Raw genomic sequence first — 16,517 nt, 5'->3', positions numbered from 1 at the left:
GTCGCGCCGGTCACCGGCGCGGGCGCGGGCGCTCCGCCGGGTGCCAGGGGCGTGCCCGGCGGATGCGACGGGCGTTCCGGCCCCGTCCGGGCGCCGCTGCGGCCTCGCCGGGGCACGGGCACGCCGGGCGCGGCGGGGCTGGGGGACGCCTACTTCCCCGGTGCCGGGAACGGCGGCTACGACGTGCGGCACTACGACGTGAGCGTCCACTACGCCGGGCCGCGGACGGGACGGATCGACGCGACGGTGTCCGTCATGGCCAGGGCGACCCAGGATCTGTCGAGCTTCGACCTCGACTTCCGCGGGCCGCGGATCGTCGGGGTGGCGGTGGACGGGCGGTCCGCCCGGTACCGGCGCAAGGGCGGGGAGCTCGTGATCACACCGCCCGGAGGGATCTCCAAGGGCGCCTCGTTCACGGCCGTGGTCCGGTACGCGGGCGTGCCGGCGCCGCTGCGCGACGACGCTCTCGGGACGTACGGCTGGGTGCCGTCCAAGGACGGGGCCGTGGTCGCGGCCGAGCCGGACGGGGCGCCGACCTGGCTGCCGGTGAACGACCATCCGCGCGACAAGGCGACGTACGCGTTCCATGTGACGGTGCCGAAGGATCTGCGGGTGCTGGCGAACGGCCGTCCCGGACGGGTCGCGCGGCACGGTGGGACGGCGACCTACGACTGGGCCGAGGAGTCGCCGATGGCGAGCTACCTCGCCATGATCGCGATCGGGAGGTTCCAGGTCAGGCGGACCCGGACCGGCGCCGGCATCCCGGTGATCACGGCGGTCGACCCGCGGACCCGGGCCTCGGTGAGGGAGCTGGAGGCCACCACGGTCAAGGTGCTGGACTGGGCGTCCACGGTGTTCGGCCGGTACCCGTTCGCGACCGCGGGCGGCATCGTCGACGACCCGCGGCTGGACTACGCGCTGGAGACGCAGGAGCGTCCCGTCTACGGCGGGTTCGCCCCGGACGAGGACTTCGTCGTCCACGAGCTGGCGCACCAGTGGTTCGGCGACAGCGTGAGCATCAGGCGCTGGCAGGACATCTGGCTGAACGAGGGCTTCGCGACCTACGCCGAGTGGCTGTGGGCCGAGCGCGGCGGCCGGGACTCGGCGAAGAAGATCTTCGACCGGTACTACCGGCAGCCCGCGGACTCGCCGGTCTTCGTGCCGCCGGCGGGCCGGCCGGGCGCGCGCGGCCTGTTCGGGTTCGCGGTCTACGTCCGCGGCGCGATGTGCCTGCAGGCGCTGCGCGACCGGGTCGGCGACCGGGCCTTCTTCACGATCCTGCGGACCTGGGCGGACGGGCGGCGCGGTTCGGCGGTGACCACGGCGCAGTTCGTCGCGCACGCCGAGCACGTCGCGGGGCGGCGGCTGGGCGGGTTGTTCGATGCCTGGCTCTACCGCACGGGGAAGCCCCAAAAATGGTGATCAAAACCGCGAAATCCGTACTGCGCGGGGCGATTCGAGACCAAATCGCGCTTGAACTGGCGATCGTTCCCAAGAAATTCTTGTTGCGAGTGTGCCCGATGATGAGGACGAGGTCTATGCGCAGAACCCCCAGAGCCCTGGCCGCCGCGGCGCTGTGCGTCACGGCACTGTGCGTCACGGCGGGCCTGCTGGCCCCGGCGGCGCCCGCCGGCGCCGCCGCCCCACGGTTCACCCCCGGCGCGGCCGGCGCCGGTGACCCCTATTTCCCAGACATGGGCAACGGGGGCTACGACGTCTCCCACTACGACATCGGGCTGCGGTACGACCCCGCGACCAAGGGACTGTCCGCCGTCACCACGATCACGGCGCGGGCGACGCAGAACCTGTCCCGGTTCGACCTGGACTTCGTCGGGATGACGATCTCGGCGCTGCGGGTGGACGGCCGCCCGGCCGCCTACGCGCGGACGGGCGCGCAGGAACTCGTCATCACCCCGTCCCGGGGGCTGCGCAAGAACAGCCGATTCACCGTGACCGTGTCCTACGCCGGTGTGCCACAGACCATCGACGACCCGGCGCTGGGCGTTTCCGGCTGGATCCCGACGGGCGACGGCGGCGTCATGCTGAACCAGCCGATCGGCGCGGCGACCGTCTACCCGGTCAACGACCACCCGACCGACAAGGCGACCTACAGCTACGCGCTCGCCGCGCCCCAGGAGCTCACGGGCCTCGCCAACGGCGACTTCGCGGGGAAGGCGACGAGGGCGGGCTGGACGGTGTCGCGCTGGGAGGTGCGCAACCCCATGGCCAGCGAACTGGCCATGGTCGCGTTCGGGAAGTACGACGTGCTGACCGGCCGCACCCGCGCGGACGTCCCGAACCTCACCGCGACGGACCGGACCCTCGCCATCAAGCCCGAGCAGGCCCGCGAGTTCAACCGGCGGACCGCCGAGGTCGTGGACTTCGAGTCCGGACTGTACGGGCGGTACCCGTTCACCTCGACCGGCGGCGTCGCCGTCAACGCGAGCGTGGGCTACGCGCTGGAGACGCAGGGCCGTCCCGTGTACGACCAGGGCCGCCGGCCCGGGAGCATCCCGGCCGGTGACCTGCTCGCGCACGAGCTCGGCCACCAGTGGTTCGGCGACTCGGTGTCGCCGCGGCGGTGGGCCGACATCTGGCTGAACGAGGGCTTCGCGACGTACTCCGAGTGGCTGTGGGCCGAGAAGTTCGCGGGCAAGCCCGTCCAGGCGAGCTTCGACGCCACGTACGCGGCGCCCGCGAACGACCCGCTGTGGAAGGGCAAGGTCTCCGACCCGGGCCGGAACCGCATCTTCGACGCGCTCGTCTACGACCGCGGCGCGATGGCGATCCACGCGCTGCGCCGGACGATCGGAGAGAAGGCGTTCTTCCGCCTGCTCAAGGCCTGGCCCGCGGCGTACGGCGGCGGCAACGCCTCGACCGCCGACTTCGTGCGCTTCGCCGAGCGGGTCGCTCATCAGGACCTCGGCGGCTGGGCCACGCGCTGGCTGTACTCCGAGGGCAAGCCGGCCGTCTGACCGCCCGCTCAAGACGCGCGGTGGGACGGTCCGTGAGCGGCTCACGGCCCCGTCCCACCGCGTCAGCGCACAGGATCAGCTGAGCGTGAGGGTGTAGCCCTTCGCGCGGAGGCGTCCGATGACGTCCTCGGAGTGGTCGGAGCCGCGGGTCTCCAGGTGCATCAGCACCTCCGCCTCCTCGACGTGCAGGCGGGCGGCGACGCGCTCGTGCACCACGTCCAGGACGTTGACCCCCAGTTCGGCCAGTTCGCCCAGAAGGGTCACCAGGGCGCCGGGACGGTCCTTGAGGCGGCACCGCACGACGAGGTAGCGGCCCGCGCCGGCCAGGCCGTGCCGCAGCACCTTCGACAGCAGCAGCGGGTCGATGTTGCCGCCCGACAGCAGCACGACCACCGGCGTCCGGACGGCGTAGGAGTGCTCCAGGAGCGCGGCCACGCCCGCGGCGCCCGCGGGCTCCACCACCTGTTTGGCACGTTCGAGGCAGAGCAGCAGCGCCTGCGAGATCGACTCCTCCGTCACCGTGACGACGGCGTCCACCAGGTGGGTGAACACGTCGAAGGTGAGGTCGCCGGGACGGCCGACGGCGATCCCGTCCGCCATGGTCGGCTCGATCTCCACCCGGGTGGGCCTACCGGCCGCCAGCGACGCCGGGAACGCCGCCGCCCGCTTGGCCTGCGCGCCCACGATCTTGACGTCGTGCCCGCCCGTCTCCTTCGCGACGCCCTTGAGCGCGGCGGCGATGCCCGACATGAGCCCGCCGCCGCCGACGGAGCCGACCACGGTGCGCACGTCCGGGCACTGCTCCAGGATCTCCAGCCCGATCGTGGCCTGCCCGGCGATCACGTCCCGGTGGTCGAACGGGTGGATCAGCACAGCGCCGCTGCGCCGCGCGTGGTCCTCCGCCGCGATGAGGCACTCGTCGACGGTCGGGCCCGGGAAGATCACCTCGGCGCCGTAGCCGCGGGTGGCGGCGACCTTCGGCAGCGGGGCGCCCGCGGGCATGAACACGGTCGCCTTGCAGCCGAGCATGGACGCGGCCAGCGCGACGCCCTGGGCGTGGTTGCCCGCGCTCGCCGCCACGACGCCGCGGGCGCGCTCGGCGTCGGTGAGCCGCGCGATCCGCACGTACGCGCCGCGGATCTTGAAGGAGCCGGTGCGCTGCAGGTTCTCGCACTTGAGCAGGACGGGGCCGCCGATGGCCTCCGACAGCACCCGCGACCGGATCATCGGGGTGGGGACGACGACGTCGCGCAGCAACTCGCGCGCGGCCCTGATGTCGTCGACGGTGACGAGGGTCATGTCCCGATCTTCCCATGTGCCCGGCACCGCCCCCGCCGCCGTTCCGTCCGGCGGGGGCCCCGTCACACGGCGCCTTCAGCCGTCGCCCTTGCGTCCCTGCCCCCGTCCCGGTCCCCGTCCCCGTCTCTGTCTCGGTCTCGGTCTCCGTTCCAGTAGCGGTCGCCGGCGAAGACGAGGGCGGCGGCGCCGATCAGGCCCGCGGTCTGGCCGAGCGCAGCCGGGACGACCCGGACCCGCCGGGCGAACTCCATCCGGGCGTGCGTCCGCAGCGCCTCCTCCAGCGGGTCGAACAGCAGCGCGCCCGCCTGCGACACGCCGCCGCCGATCGCGGCGACCTCCAGGTCGCACAGGTGCGTCGCGGACGCGATCGCGATGCCGAGGGCGCGGCCCGCGCGGCGCATCGCGGCCACGGCGACCGGGTGCCCGCGGCGGGCGTCGGCGGCCAGCTCGACGCCGGTGACGTCGCGTCCGCCCGGCCGCCAGCCCTGCTCGCCCGCCCAGGCGACCAGCCCGGGGCCGCGCGCGATCGCCTCCAGGCAGCCGCGGCCGCCGCACTTGCACGGCGGGCCGTCCGGGTCGACGACGACGTGCCCGATGTGCCCGGCGTTGCCGCTGGCGCCGTCGACGAGCCGGCCGTCCAGGACGAGCCCGCCGCCGACACCGGTGGACACCACCATGCCGAGGACGTTGCCGCGGCCGCGGCCGGCGCCGCGCCAGTGCTCGCCCGCCGCCACGCAGATCGCGTCGTTGTGGACGCGGACGGGCAGCCCCGGGTACCGCTCGCGCAGCCGCGCGCGCAGCGGGAACCCGCGCCAGGCCGGGATGTTGAGCGGGGACACCTCGGCGGCGGGCCAGGTCATCGGCCCGCCGCAGCCGACGCCGACCCCGGCCAGGGCCGGTGACCCGGCCTCGGTGACCAGGGCGTCCAGCAGCGCCTCCAGCGTCCGCCACAGCCCGTCGGCGTCCAGTCCCGGCTCGTGCGGCGTGGCGACCCGGTCGTAGGCGGCGACCCGGCCGCCGGGCTCGACCAGCGCGGCGGCCAGCTTGGTACCGCCGATGTCGACCGCGAGCACCGGAGCACCGGGCTCGCTCACGCGTCGTCCCCGACCCGGCCGAACGCCAGGATGGAGGCGGTGAAACCGTGCACGTGGTTGCGGCCCGCGACCGGTCCGATCTCGCCGGCGGCGAAGAACCCGCCGACCCCGGCGGGGCCGAACGCGCGGTCGAGCACCTTCGCGTCGTGGTCGGAGTCGGGGAACATCGCCTGGCCGCGCCCGTTGCAGGAGAACAGCAGCGCGCCCTCCACGGGGGCCAGGTCGAACCGCTCCAGGAGCGCAGTCAGGTCCTCCTCGGCGGCGCCGGCGTCGCGGACCTGGAACCGGACGGTCCGTCCCACCTCGACCACGTCGCCGATGGCGATGGCGCCGCTGCCGGAGTCGGCGCCGACCACGCCGCGGACGAGGAAGTCGCCGTGCTCGTGCTCGTCGGCGTACTCGTCCATCGCGACGCCGATGAGCAGGCCGCGCCCGGCGAGCTCCTGGTCCTCCTCCGGCAGGCCGACGACGATCTGCTCCAGCTTCTCCAGCGCGGGGACGCCCGCCAGCTCGTACAGGATGTTCTCGTCGGCCCGCGTGACGACCATGTCGGGGCCGATCGGCCGGGCGCCCTGGCTGACGACGGTCGCGGCGGCGACCGGGCCGCCGAGCACCACTCCGACGGCGCCGTCGGAGTGCACATTGCCGCCGACGAACAGCCGCGTGCCGCCCCGCTCGCCACCCGGTTCACCGCCCAGTTCACCGCCCCGTTCAGCACCGCGCTCGCCGCCCCGCTCACCGCCCTCGGCGATGCCGCCGACCATCGGCAGGCCGGGCAGCGCGTCGTCCGAGCGCTCCACGAAGGCGTCCACCGGGAAGCTGTAGGGGTCGGCGAGGAGGACGGCCACGACGTCGTCGTCCCGCGGCTCCGGCATCCCGACGACGACCAGGCGGTCCTCCGCCTTGAGGGTCTCCAGCCGGAACGGGTCGAGCCGGGCCCCGGGCAGCACCGCCGCCCAGGCGCTGACCGCGCCGGCCTCCTCCACGCCGCGTCCGGCCCCGATCACCCCGGACGCGCTGCACCCCAGCATCAGCGCGGGCCCCGCGGCCGCCGCCGCGCGCCGCGCCGCCGCCTCGATCTCGGCGGGGTCGTCCCCGGCGATGAAGACGCAGACCAGGTCGGGCGCCGCGCTGAGCGGCGCCAGGGCCTGCTCGACCGCGGCGGCCGCCGCGGTCTCCAGATCGGGGCCGAGGGCCAGGCCATCACCGAACCGCGCCATCGGCGCCGCCTCCCTCACTCGGTTCACCGGCTCTCTTCACACTCCCAGTCTCCCCCGCCGCGCCCCGCCGACCCAACCGGTGCCGGGAATCCGCCGACGAGGGTGCGATCGCGCGCGTCGGCGACGTAGTGTCGATCGCGTGCGTCCATCCACACCTCGCGAGACCACACTGGGCGACCTGCGCACCAGCGGTCACGTCCAGCGATCGGTGAAGGCCGAGATCCGTCACAACCTGCTCGCCCGGCTGAGATCGGGGGAGCCGCGCTTCCCCGGGATCCTGGGGTTCGACGACACCGTCCTGCCCCATCTGGAGCGCGCTCTGCTCGCGGGGCACGACCTGGTGCTGCTGGGCGAGCGCGGGCAGGGCAAGACCCGGCTGATCCGCACGCTGGCCGGGCTGCTGGACGAGTGGACCCCGGTGGTGGCCGGCTGCGAGATCAACGACCACCCGTACGAACCGGTGTGCGTGCGCTGCCGGCGGCTGGCCGCCGAGCACGGCGACGACCTGCCGGTGGCGTGGCGGCACCGGGACGAGCGGTACGGCGAGAAGCTCGCCACGCCCGACACCAGCGTCGGCGACCTCATCGGCGACGTCGACCCGATCAAGGTCGCCGAGGGCCGCACGCTGGGCGACCCGGAGACCGTCCACTTCGGCCTGGTCCCGCGCACCAACCGGGGGATCTTCTCGATCAACGAGCTGCCCGACCTGGCCGAGCGGATCCAGGTGGCGCTGCTGAACGTGCTGGAGGAGCGCGACGTCCAGGTTCGCGGGTACGCGCTGCGGCTGCCGCTGGACGTGCTGCTCGTCGCGTCCGCGAACCCGGAGGACTACACCAACCGGGGCCGCATCATCACGCCGCTGAAGGACCGCTTCGGCGCCGAGATCCGCACCCACTACCCGCTGGAGCTGGACGCGGAGCTGGCGCTGATCCGGCAGGAGGCCGACTTCGCCGACCTGGCGGGCCTGCCCGCCGAGGTGCCCGACCACCTCGTCGAGGTGATCGGCCGGTTCACCCGGCTCGTCCGCGAGTCGACGGCGGTGGACGCGCGGTCCGGGGTGTCGGCGCGGTTCGCGCTGGCCGGGGCCGAGACGGTGGCGGCGGGCGCGGTGCGGCGCGCCGCGCTGACCGGTGAGGAGCGGGCCGTCGCGCGGATCTGCGACCTGCCCGCGGTGGTGCCGTCGCTGCTCGGCAAGGTCGAGTTCGAGGTCAGCGAGGAGGGCCGCGAGCAGGAGGTGCTGGAGCATCTGCTGCGCCGGGCCGTCGCCGAGACCTACCGGCGCACGCTGGGCGCCGCCGACCTGACCGGGCTGCTCGACAAGTTCGACTCGGGCGAGCGGGTCGAGTCGGGCGAGCTGGTCGCGGCGGCGGAGCTGCTGCGCCGGATCGGCCAGGTCCCCGGCCTCGCCAAGATCATGGAGCGGCTCGGCATGAGCGGGGACTCCCCGGGCCAGGCCGCGGCGGCGCTGGAGTTCGCCCTGGAGGGGCTGTTCCTCACCCGGCGCCTGTCCAAGGACGTCCCGGAGGGAAGGTCCGGCGGGACGTCCACCTACCGCACCTGAGGCCCGCAGCCCCGGGCCCGTCACGCGCGAGGGGATTCGATGAGCCGCTACCGGTACGGCGCGTACGAGGAGGGACCCGACCCGCTGGCCCCGCCCTACGACGTCCGCGACGCTCTGGACGCCGTCGGCGACTCGGTGCTGGACGGCACCCGCCCGGACGACGCCCTGCGCGAGTTGCTGCGCCGCGGCCTGCCCGGGGCGCAGGGGCGCCGCGGGCTGGACGACCTGCTCCGGGAGGTGCGGGAACGCCGCCGCGCGCTGCGCGACCGGGGCCGTCTGGACGGCACCCTGGAGCAGGCGCGCGCGCTGCTGGACACCGCCATCGGCCAGGAGCGGGCGGAGCTGTTCCCCGATCCGAGCGATGAGGCGCGGCTGCGGGAGGCGGAGCTGGACACGCTGCCGGACGACACGTCCCAGGCGATCCGGCGGCTGTCGTCCTACCAGTGGCGGTCCGACGCGGCGCGCGCGACGTTCGAGCAGCTCAAGGACCTGCTGCGGCGCGAGGTCCTGGACTCCCAGTTCCAGGGCATGAAGCAGGCCCTGGAGAACCAGGACCCGGCCGCCATGGCACGCGTCAAGGACATGATGTCCGCGCTGAACACCATGCTGGACCGGGACGCGCGCGGCGAGCACACCCAGGAGGACTTCGACCGGTTCATGGAGGAGTACGGGGACTTCTTCCCCGACCGTCCGGCGAACCTGGAGGAACTGGTCGACTCGCTGGCCCGCCGCGCCGCCGCGATGGACCGGCTGCTCGCCTCGCTCAGCCCGGAGCAGCGGGCGGAGCTGGCCGGGCTGATGGAGCAGGCCATGCAGGACGCGGGCCTGGCGATGGAGATGACGCGGCTGGGCGACTCGCTGCGGGCGCGGCGGCCCGACCTCGGCTGGGGCGCGCCGGAACAGATGACCGGCGACGACCCGCTCGGCGTGGGCGACGCGACGACGGCGCTGGCGGAGCTGGCCGACCTCGCCGAGCTGGAGACCGCGCTCGGCCAGGACTACCCGGGCGCGCGCCTCGACGACATCGACGAGGAGGCGGTGCGGCGGGCCCTCGGCCGGCAGGCCGTCGACGACCTGGACGCGCTGCGCCGCATCGAGGCGGAGCTGGAGCGGCAGGGCTACCTGCAGCGCAAGCGCGGGAAACTGGAGCTGACCGCCAAGGCGGTGCGGCGGCTCGGCGAGACGGCGTTGCGCCGGGTGTTCTCCCAGCTGGCCTCGGCCCGGCAGGGCGACCACGACCAGCGGGACGCCGGGCAGGCCGGGGAGCTGACGGGGTCGAGCCGGGAGTGGCGGTTCGGCGACGAGCAGCCCCTCGACGTGGTCCGGACGGTGAGCAACGCGATCCGCCGCAGCGCGATGGAGACCGGCCCAGCACCGGGCGAAGCCACGCCCGCCCCTGCTGCTCCCGCCCCTGCTGCCGCCCCTGTTCCCGGCCCTGCTCCCGCTCCTGCTGCCGCCCCTGTTCCCGGCCCTGCTCCCGGTCCTGCTGCTCCCGGTCCTGCTGCTCCTGGACAGGCTGCGCCTGGGCAGGCCGTCCCTGGCCTGGCCGGTGCGGACGCCCGCGTACACGTCCTGGAGCCGCCCCTTCCCGGCGGAACGCGGATCCCAGGAGGATCACGGGCTTCTGGAGGATCGCTGCCGGGCGTCCGGCTCGGCGTGGACGACTTCGAGGTGCACGAGACCGAGCGGCGCACCGGAGCGGCGGTGTGCCTGCTGGTCGACCTGTCGTACTCGATGGTGCTGCGCGGGACGTGGGCCGTCGCCAAGCAGACCACGCTCGCCCTGCACACGCTGGTGACGAGCAAGTTCCCCCAGGACGCGATCCAGATCATCGGGTTCTCCAACTACGCGCGGGTCCTGCACCCCACGGAGATGGCGGGCCTCGACTGGGACATGGTGCAGGGCACGAACCTGCACCACGCGCTGATGCTCGCCGGTCGGCACCTGGACCGGCATCCCGACTTCGAGCCGATCGTCCTGGTGGTCACCGACGGCGAGCCGACCGCGCACCTGCGCCCGGACGGCCGGTCGCTGTTCGACTACCCGCCGTCCACCGACACGCTGGTCCTCACCCTCGCCGAGGTCGACAAGATGACCCGGCGCGGCGCCTGCATGAACTTCTTCATGCTGGCCGACGACCGGCGGCTCGTGTCGTTCGTCGAGGAGGTGGCACGACGCAACGGCGGCCGCGTCTTCGCCCCGGACGCCGAACGACTCGGCGAGTACGTCGTCAGCGACTACCTCCGAGTACGCCGAGGCCGCCGCTGAACACCCCCCCGTCGGACTCCACACAGCATTCCCAATAAGCTCCGCTCAGCATCCCCGGTGACCTCCGCCCAGCGCCCCAGGTCAGCTCCGCGCGGCGCCCCAGGTGAGTTCTCGCACGGCGCCCCAGGTGAGCTCCGCTCTGTGACGATCTCGCAGCCGGGCGTAGTGCTGTGGCGCCGTCCGGGGACTAGGGTCGGCGTCATGTCGACTTCGGACCGCATCCTGCTGTTCCTGCACATCGGCTTCGCGATCTTCACGCTGGGGCCGCTGACCGCCGCGACCATGGCCACCCCGCGCTACATCCGCAAGCGGAACGTGGCGGTGGTCCGTTACCTGCACCGCACGACCCAGCTCTACGGGCTGGCGTCGCTGGGGATCTTCCTGTTCGGGCTGAGCCTGGCCAAGGGCGACCTGGCGCGGGTGTGGCTGTCAGTGTCGATGACGCTGTTCGTCGTCGCGCTCGTCCTGCTGCTGATCGTGGAGCGCGACCAGCGCAAGGCCGCGCACCTGATCGAGCTGGCCGCGGCCGAAGCGGTACCCGCCACGCCCAGTGGCGGCGTCACCGGTGGGAGGGCTGGCGGGGTCACTGGCGGGGGCACTGGCGGAGACGCGGCCGGGGGCGAGGAACCGGACGGTGTCGGGAAGCCGGCCGGCGGCACCGAGCGTCCCGGCCCCACGGCGGACGCCCCCGAGTCGGGAACACCGGCCGGGCCCGCGGACGCATCCGGCGGCGCGGGGGCCGGAACAACGGCGGGCGGCGGCTTGGGCGGCGGCGTGCGCGGGGAGGTCGCCCCGGTGCAGCGCGGACGCATCGCCGCGCTCTCCGGCGTCGTCGCGCTGATCTGGGTGGTGATCCTCATCCTGATGGTCTGGAACGGCTAGGGAGCGTCCTGTACGCTCCGGCCGCCCCTCATCGGCTGTGGGCGCGCAGCCACTTCAGGATCAGCGGGTAGGTGTGCTCGTCGTTCAGTAGCTCCGAGGCGTGCAGCTCGCCGGGGACCACCTTCACGGCCACCGGGACGCCCGCGGCGCGCAGCGCGCTCGCCAGGCCCGTGCTCTGGGTCACCGGGACGAAGTCGCCGCTGGCGTGCATGAGCAGCATCGGCGCGTCGCCCGGGGAGACGTGCGTGGCGGAGTTGGCGTCGTCCAGCCGCTTCCAGCAGCCTCCGCCTGCGTCGGCGCCGGGCGTGCACCGGACGAGATCGACCACGGCCCGCCGCAGCTTGCGCTGGGTGAGGAGGGCACTGGGCTTCAGGCCGTCCTGGAAGGCGAGGTAGGGGTTGTTCGGCGGCGAGAGCGCGATCACGCCGCGGACCCGCTCGGCGCCGGTCCCGTAGGTGCCGAGCTGGGTGGCGAGCATCCCGCCGGAGGACGAGCCGACCACCACGACGCGCCGCGGGTCGGCGTTCCACGTCGCGGCGTGCTTCTTCAGGAAGGTGAGCGCGCTCAGGGCGTCGTCGCGCTGTGCGGGCCAGGGGGACTGGCTCGCCAGCCGGTAGTTGGCCGCGAGGACGACGTATCCCTGGTCGGTGAGGCGGCGGGCGAAGTACTTCCAGCCGCGCTTGTCGCCGCCGAGCCAGTACCCGCCGTGCAGGACCAGGACGGCGGGGCGCGGCTTCGCCCTGGGCTCGGACTGACGCCAGTAGGCGTCGATCCGCTGCCGGGAGGACTTGCCGTAGGCGTAGGTCACGAACCGCGGCGGCCTGGGCGTGACCATGACGGCCTTGGCGGACACCACGCCGTCGGTCACCCCGGCTCCCGAACGGGTCACCGGGACCCGCCTGGAGGGCGGCGGCGAGGAGGTCTCCCCGCCGGGCGTCTCCGGGCCGTCGGACGGCGGTGTCGTCCCGGTCTCCTCGGACGGGAACACCGTCGGCGCCGTGCGCTTGGGCGTCGGCGGGGGCGTGGCTCCGGCGGTCGGGACCGCGGCCACGGCGGACAGACACGTCGCGGCGAGCGCCGCCCCACAGACCAGTACTTTGCGCACCCCGGGGCCCTTTCCTGATCGAACCTGGCGGCCACATCATAGATGGTTTGATCAAGAACGGCGCGGGAACGACGCCAGGTTCGACCTGATCTGCCCGTCGCTCCGGCTCGTCCGGCTCACCGGCGGCCCGGCTCGCCCAGGGCGGCCGATACAGCTGCTCCGGCCGCCCCGTCACCCACGGGCGGGGCCGGTCACGCAGCCCCCGCCCCCGCCCGCACGCCGCGCCTGGCCACCCGCTCAGGCGGCCGTCCAGGCTCCCCGCCCGCGCTCCCGTCCAAGCGCTCCGTCTGCGCTCCCGTCTCCCGGCCGCCGGGCCGGCAGGGGAGCGTCAGGCGAGGGCCTCCCGCAGGTCGTGCAGCAGGTCGTGGACGTCCTCGATGCCGACCGACAGGCGCACCAGGTCGTCCGGTACCTCCAGCGGCGACCCGGCCGCCGACGCGTGCGTCATGCGCCCCGGGTGCTCGATCAGCGACTCCACACCGCCGAGCGACTCGCCGAGGGTGAACAGCTTGGTCCGCTCGCAGACCCGCACCGCCGCCTCGGCGGTCGCCATCCGGAACGACACCATCCCGCCGAACGCCTTCATCTGCTTGGCGGCGATGTCGTGGCCCGGGTGATCGGGCAGTCCCGGGTAGAGGACCTGCTCGACGGCGGGGTGCCGGGTGAGCATGTCCACGATCTTCTCGGCGTTGGCGCAGTGCCGGTCCATCCGCACGCCGAGCGTCTTGATCCCGCGCAGCGTCAGCCAGGCGTCGAACGGGCCCGCGACGGCGCCCATGGCGTTCTGGTGGAACGCCAGCCGCTCCCCCAGCTCGGCGTCGGAGACGATCAGGGCGCCGCCGATGACGTCGGAGTGACCGCCGATGTACTTGGTGGTGGAGTGCACGACCACGTCGGCGCCGAGCGCCAGCGGACGCTGCAGGTAGGCTGAGGCGAAGGTGTTGTCGACGACGAGCAGTGCGCCCGCGTCGTGCGCGATGGCCGCCAGAGTCGCGATGTCGGCGATGCCGAGCAGCGGGTTGGTCGGCGTCTCCACCCAGATGATCTTCGTTTCGGGGCGGACCGCCGCCCGGACGGCCGCCACGTCACCGAGCGGCACCGGGTCGAACACCATCCCCCACGGCTCGGCCACCTTCGCGAACAGCCGGTAGGTGCCGCCGTAGGCGTCGTTCGGGATGATCACGTGGTCGCCGGGGCGGCACACCGCGCGCAGCAACGCGTCCTCGGCCGCGAGGCCCGAGGCGAACGCCAGCCCGCGGGCGCCGCCCTCCACCTCGGCCAGGCATACTTCGAGCGCGGTACGCGTCGGGTTGGCTGAGCGCGAGTACTCGTAGCCGCCGCGCAGGCCGCCGATGCCGTCCTGCTTGTAGGTCGAGACCTGGTAGATCGGCGGGACGACCGCCCCCGTCACCGGGTCGGGCTCCTGCCCCGCGTGGATGGCCAGGGTGTCGAACCCCGGCTGAACCTCGTTGTCCATGCGAATGAGGCTATCCACCTGCGAGCCCTCCTGGAGGAGGAGGTACTCCCCCCTAGGTATCAGCCCCTAAATGGGCTCGGCGGTTGACCACAAGACGGGATCCGATCTCTACCGTTTGAGAGGTATCCCCGCTGAACCCCTTGATCGAAGGATGACCATGTTCGCTGGACTCGCGCGGTTCGTCGTGCGGCACCCTTGGTGGACGATCGTGGCCTGGCTAGCAGTCGCGGTCGTCACCATCCTCTTCTCCCCCAGTCTCAAGACCGAGTCCGACCAGGGTGACTTCCTCCCCACCAAGTACGAGTCCGTCCAGGCGATGAAGGTCGCCGAGAAGGCGTTCCCCCAGCAGGAGGACACCTCCGCGCTGATCATCGTCAAGCGCACCGACGGCAAGCCCCTCACGCAGGCCAACGTCGCCAAGGTGGAGCAGGCGGCCAAGACGCTCGAGGCCAAGAAGCCGGAGACGGTCCAGGCCGTCGCCACAGGCCCCGACGCGGTGGCGCCGAACAGGGCCGTCCAGGTGATCTCGGTGCCGATGAAGGGCACGACGCAGGAGGCTGCGAAGAAGCAGGGCGACGCGGTGAAGCAGATCCGCAAGGATCTGCCATCCCTGCTCAAGGACGGCGGGTTGGAGGCCAAGGTCGGCGGTGACGTCGCCAACGGTGTCGACAACGAGGACTCCTTCACCCAGTCCCTCGAGATCGTCGGCATCGCCACCTTCGTACTGATCATCGGGTTGATCCTGCTGATCTTCCGCGCACCGATCGCCGCGGTGCTGCCGATCGTCGTGATCATGTTCACGATGCAGTTCGCCATGGGCCTCATCGGCGCGGCGTCCCACGCGTTCAACTTCTCCGGCGACGACAGCCTGAACACCATCATCCTCATCGTGTTGTTCGGTATCGGCGCCGACTACTACCTGTTCATCATGTTCAGGTTCCGTGAGCGGCTACGGGCCGGCGACGACAAGAAGACCGCGATGATCACCGCGGTGGAGCGGGTCGGCGAGGTCATCTCCTCGGCCGCCGCCGCCATCGCCGCCACCTTCCTCGTCCTGCTGCTGGCCGCCTTCGGGGTCTTCAGCGCCTGGGGCCCGTCCCTGGCCATCGCCGTCATCGTCATGGGCATCACCTCCCTGACCCTGTTCCCGGCGATCGTGTCGCTGCTCGGCACCGCGGTGTTCTGGCCCTCCAAGGCCTGGAAGAAGCAGCCCAAGGGCGCGATCTCCGCGGCGATCGGCCGCGGCGTCGGTAAGCGCCCCGCGGTGGCCGCCCTGCTCAGCGGTGTGGTCCTGGTGGTCCTGGCCGCCGGATCCATGGGCTTCAAGGCCGACTACGACTTCGCGGCGGGCTTCCCGCAGGACACCGAGTCCGCGCAGGCGACCAAGGACATGCAGAAGGGCTTCCCGCCCGGTCTGACCACCCCGGTCCAGGTCTTCCTCAAGAACACCGACGGGCAGCCGCTCAGCGCGCAGAAGATCGCCGCCTTCCGGCAGGACGCCAAGAGCGTGCCGGGCGTCGGCCGGGTCCAGCAGGCCGAGCCGGGCAAGGACCGGTCGGTCGCACGCGTCGACCTCGTCCTGAAGAAGAACCCCGTCTCCAACGAGTCGGTCACCCTCGTCAAGGACAAGCTGACGCCGGCGGTGCACAAGATCGCACCGGAGGGCACCCGGGCCTACGTCGGCGGCCAGACGGCGATCTTCGCCGACATCAACACGGTCAACAACCGCGACCTGTCGATCATCCTCCCGGTGGCGGCCGTCCTGATCGCGCTGATCCTGGCCCTGCTGCTGAGGTCGCTGGTCGCGCCGCTCTACCTGGTCGTGGCGGTCCTGCTGGGCTTCGCCGCCACGCTCGGCTCCGCGGTGTACGCCTTCCAGGGGATGGCGGGCAAGCCCGGTGTGGTCTTCCAGTTGCCGATCATCCTCTACCTGTTCGTGCTGGCCATCGGGACCGACTACAACATCCTGATGACCGCGCGGCTGCGCGAGGAGGCCAAGGAGGGCCACGACCCGAAGAAGGCGGCGGCGCTGGCCGTCCAGCACGGCGGCCCGACGGTCGCCGCGGCGGGCCTCATCCTCGCCGGCACCTTCTCGGTGATGCTGCTCGCCCCGGTGTCGATGCTCCAGCAGATGGGCTTCGCGGTCGCGGTCGGCATCGCCCTCTCCGCGTTCGTCATGTCGATGTTCCTGGTGCCGGGCATCACGGCCATGCTGGGCCACCGCGCCTGGTGGCCGGGTCACGGCGACGCTCCGAAGAAGCAGCAGGGCCCCGACCCCATGGAGAACCAGTTCGCCCCGTCCGGGTACCGCAACTACTAGCGGCCCCACAGACGTCGGGTTGCGGGTCCCGGTCAGACATGCCGCCCACAGACCGGGCCCCGCAACCCGACTCCCTCTAAGAAAGACCGAAGCGCCGGGATCCCCAAGATCCCGGCGCTTCGCCGCGTTCAGAAGCCATCAAAGCCCCCCCCCCACCCCTCGCCCGGCCAGTCGCCCCTCTCGCCCCCGACCGCCGTCCCCCTCGAAGAAGCCCTCACCACACTGCTCCCGTCACCGCCCCCACCGACCTCCCTGTCACCACCCTCGGCCCCGTCACCGCCCGACCTCCCCGTTGCCACCCTCGACTCCGCCCCCG

General features: G+C 72.9%; 11 protein-coding genes. 6 read left to right on the top strand and 5 right to left on the bottom strand.

Translation table 11 applies throughout. The features are described 5' to 3' along the window. Positions 1-1,422, top strand: a 1,422-nt coding sequence (locus E1291_RS08675; RefSeq protein ID WP_306434453.1) for a M1 family metallopeptidase, incomplete at its 5' end; no start/stop codon positions are given. A 116-nt stretch (positions 1,423-1,538) separates the two neighbouring features. After that, positions 1,539-2,975 (top strand): M1 family metallopeptidase, encoded by a 1,437-nt coding sequence (locus tag E1291_RS08670; RefSeq protein WP_131737216.1) that lies wholly within the window; start codon positions 1,539-1,541, stop codon positions 2,973-2,975. Positions 2,976-3,050: 75 nt separating this feature from the next. Here the strand turns inward: E1291_RS08670 and ilvA are convergent, their stop codons facing one another. The 3 genes from ilvA to E1291_RS08655 all read right to left on the bottom strand — a co-directional run bounded on the left by ilvA (position 3,051) and on the right by E1291_RS08655 (position 6,588). Then, positions 3,051-4,274: a threonine ammonia-lyase gene (gene ilvA / locus E1291_RS08665; RefSeq protein WP_131737215.1), complete on the bottom strand. Its 1,224-nt coding sequence runs from the start codon at positions 4,272-4,274 to the stop codon at positions 3,051-3,053. Between the two features lie 62 nt (positions 4,275-4,336). Then, on the bottom strand, positions 4,337-5,368 hold the full coding sequence (locus E1291_RS08660; RefSeq protein ID WP_131737214.1) for an ROK family protein: 1,032 nt from the start codon (positions 5,366-5,368) through the stop codon (positions 4,337-4,339). After that, positions 5,365-6,588, bottom strand: a complete 1,224-nt coding sequence (locus E1291_RS08655) for an FIST signal transduction protein (protein ID WP_131737220.1) — start codon at positions 6,586-6,588, stop codon at positions 5,365-5,367. The genes E1291_RS08660 and E1291_RS08655 overlap by 4 nt, the downstream gene beginning before the upstream one ends. A 139-nt stretch (positions 6,589-6,727) precedes the next feature. Between E1291_RS08655 and E1291_RS08650 the strand changes: the two genes are divergently transcribed. The 3 genes from E1291_RS08650 to E1291_RS43175 all read left to right on the top strand — a co-directional run bounded on the left by E1291_RS08650 (position 6,728) and on the right by E1291_RS43175 (position 11,299). Then, complete coding sequence (locus E1291_RS08650) at positions 6,728-8,149, top strand: sigma 54-interacting transcriptional regulator (protein ID WP_131737213.1); 1,422 nt, start codon at positions 6,728-6,730, stop codon at positions 8,147-8,149. A 39-nt stretch (positions 8,150-8,188) separates the two neighbouring features. Beyond that, entirely contained in the window at positions 8,189-10,417 is a 2,229-nt protein-coding gene (locus E1291_RS43820; RefSeq protein WP_242614027.1) for a vWA domain-containing protein, read from the top strand. 201 nt (positions 10,418-10,618) lie between these two features. Continuing rightward, complete coding sequence (locus tag E1291_RS43175) at positions 10,619-11,299, top strand: hypothetical protein (protein WP_207400636.1); 681 nt, start codon at positions 10,619-10,621, stop codon at positions 11,297-11,299. Between the two features lie 28 nt (positions 11,300-11,327). Here the strand turns inward: E1291_RS43175 and E1291_RS08630 are convergent, their stop codons facing one another. Then, positions 11,328-12,404 (bottom strand): alpha/beta hydrolase, encoded by a 1,077-nt coding sequence (locus E1291_RS08630; protein ID WP_242614026.1) that lies wholly within the window; start codon positions 12,402-12,404, stop codon positions 11,328-11,330. Between the two features lie 328 nt (positions 12,405-12,732). Beyond that, the gene (locus E1291_RS08625) at positions 12,733-13,881 is read right to left on the bottom strand and encodes a cystathionine gamma-synthase (protein WP_131737212.1); all 1,149 of its coding nucleotides are present in this window, start codon (positions 13,879-13,881) and stop codon (positions 12,733-12,735) included. A 157-nt stretch (positions 13,882-14,038) separates the two neighbouring features. Here E1291_RS08625 and E1291_RS08620 point away from each other — a divergent pair, with 157 nt between their 5' ends. Continuing rightward, positions 14,039-16,201 carry an MMPL family transporter gene (locus E1291_RS08620; protein WP_131737211.1) on the top strand — a complete coding sequence of 721 codons (2,163 nt, stop codon included), beginning with the start codon at positions 14,039-14,041 and terminating at the stop codon, positions 16,199-16,201. Positions 16,202-16,517 lie beyond the last annotated feature (316 nt).

This window comes from Actinomadura roseirufa (assembly GCF_900659635.1).
GTDB lineage: Bacteria > Actinomycetota > Actinomycetes > Streptosporangiales > Streptosporangiaceae > Spirillospora > Spirillospora roseirufa.
The sequence above is the reverse complement of the archived record's forward strand: the minus strand, read 5'-3'. Positions and strand labels throughout refer to the sequence as shown.

Bases quoted from the DNA above. Each gene is read 5' to 3' on its own strand.
- E1291_RS08620 (WP_131737211.1), top strand. From the start codon at position 14,039: ATGTTCGCTGGACTCGCGCGGTTCGTCGTGCGGCACCCTTGGTGGACG.
- ilvA (WP_131737215.1), bottom strand. From the start codon at position 4,274: ATGACCCTCGTCACCGTCGACGACATCAGGGCCGCGCGCGAGTTGCTG.
- E1291_RS43820 (WP_242614027.1), top strand. From the start codon at position 8,189: ATGAGCCGCTACCGGTACGGCGCGTACGAGGAGGGACCCGACCCGCTG.
- E1291_RS08655 (WP_131737220.1), bottom strand. From the start codon at position 6,588: ATGGCGCGGTTCGGTGATGGCCTGGCCCTCGGCCCCGATCTGGAGACC.
- E1291_RS08625 (WP_131737212.1), bottom strand. From the start codon at position 13,881: ATGGACAACGAGGTTCAGCCGGGGTTCGACACCCTGGCCATCCACGCG.
- E1291_RS43175 (WP_207400636.1), top strand. From the start codon at position 10,619: ATGTCGACTTCGGACCGCATCCTGCTGTTCCTGCACATCGGCTTCGCG.
- E1291_RS08670 (WP_131737216.1), top strand. From the start codon at position 1,539: ATGCGCAGAACCCCCAGAGCCCTGGCCGCCGCGGCGCTGTGCGTCACG.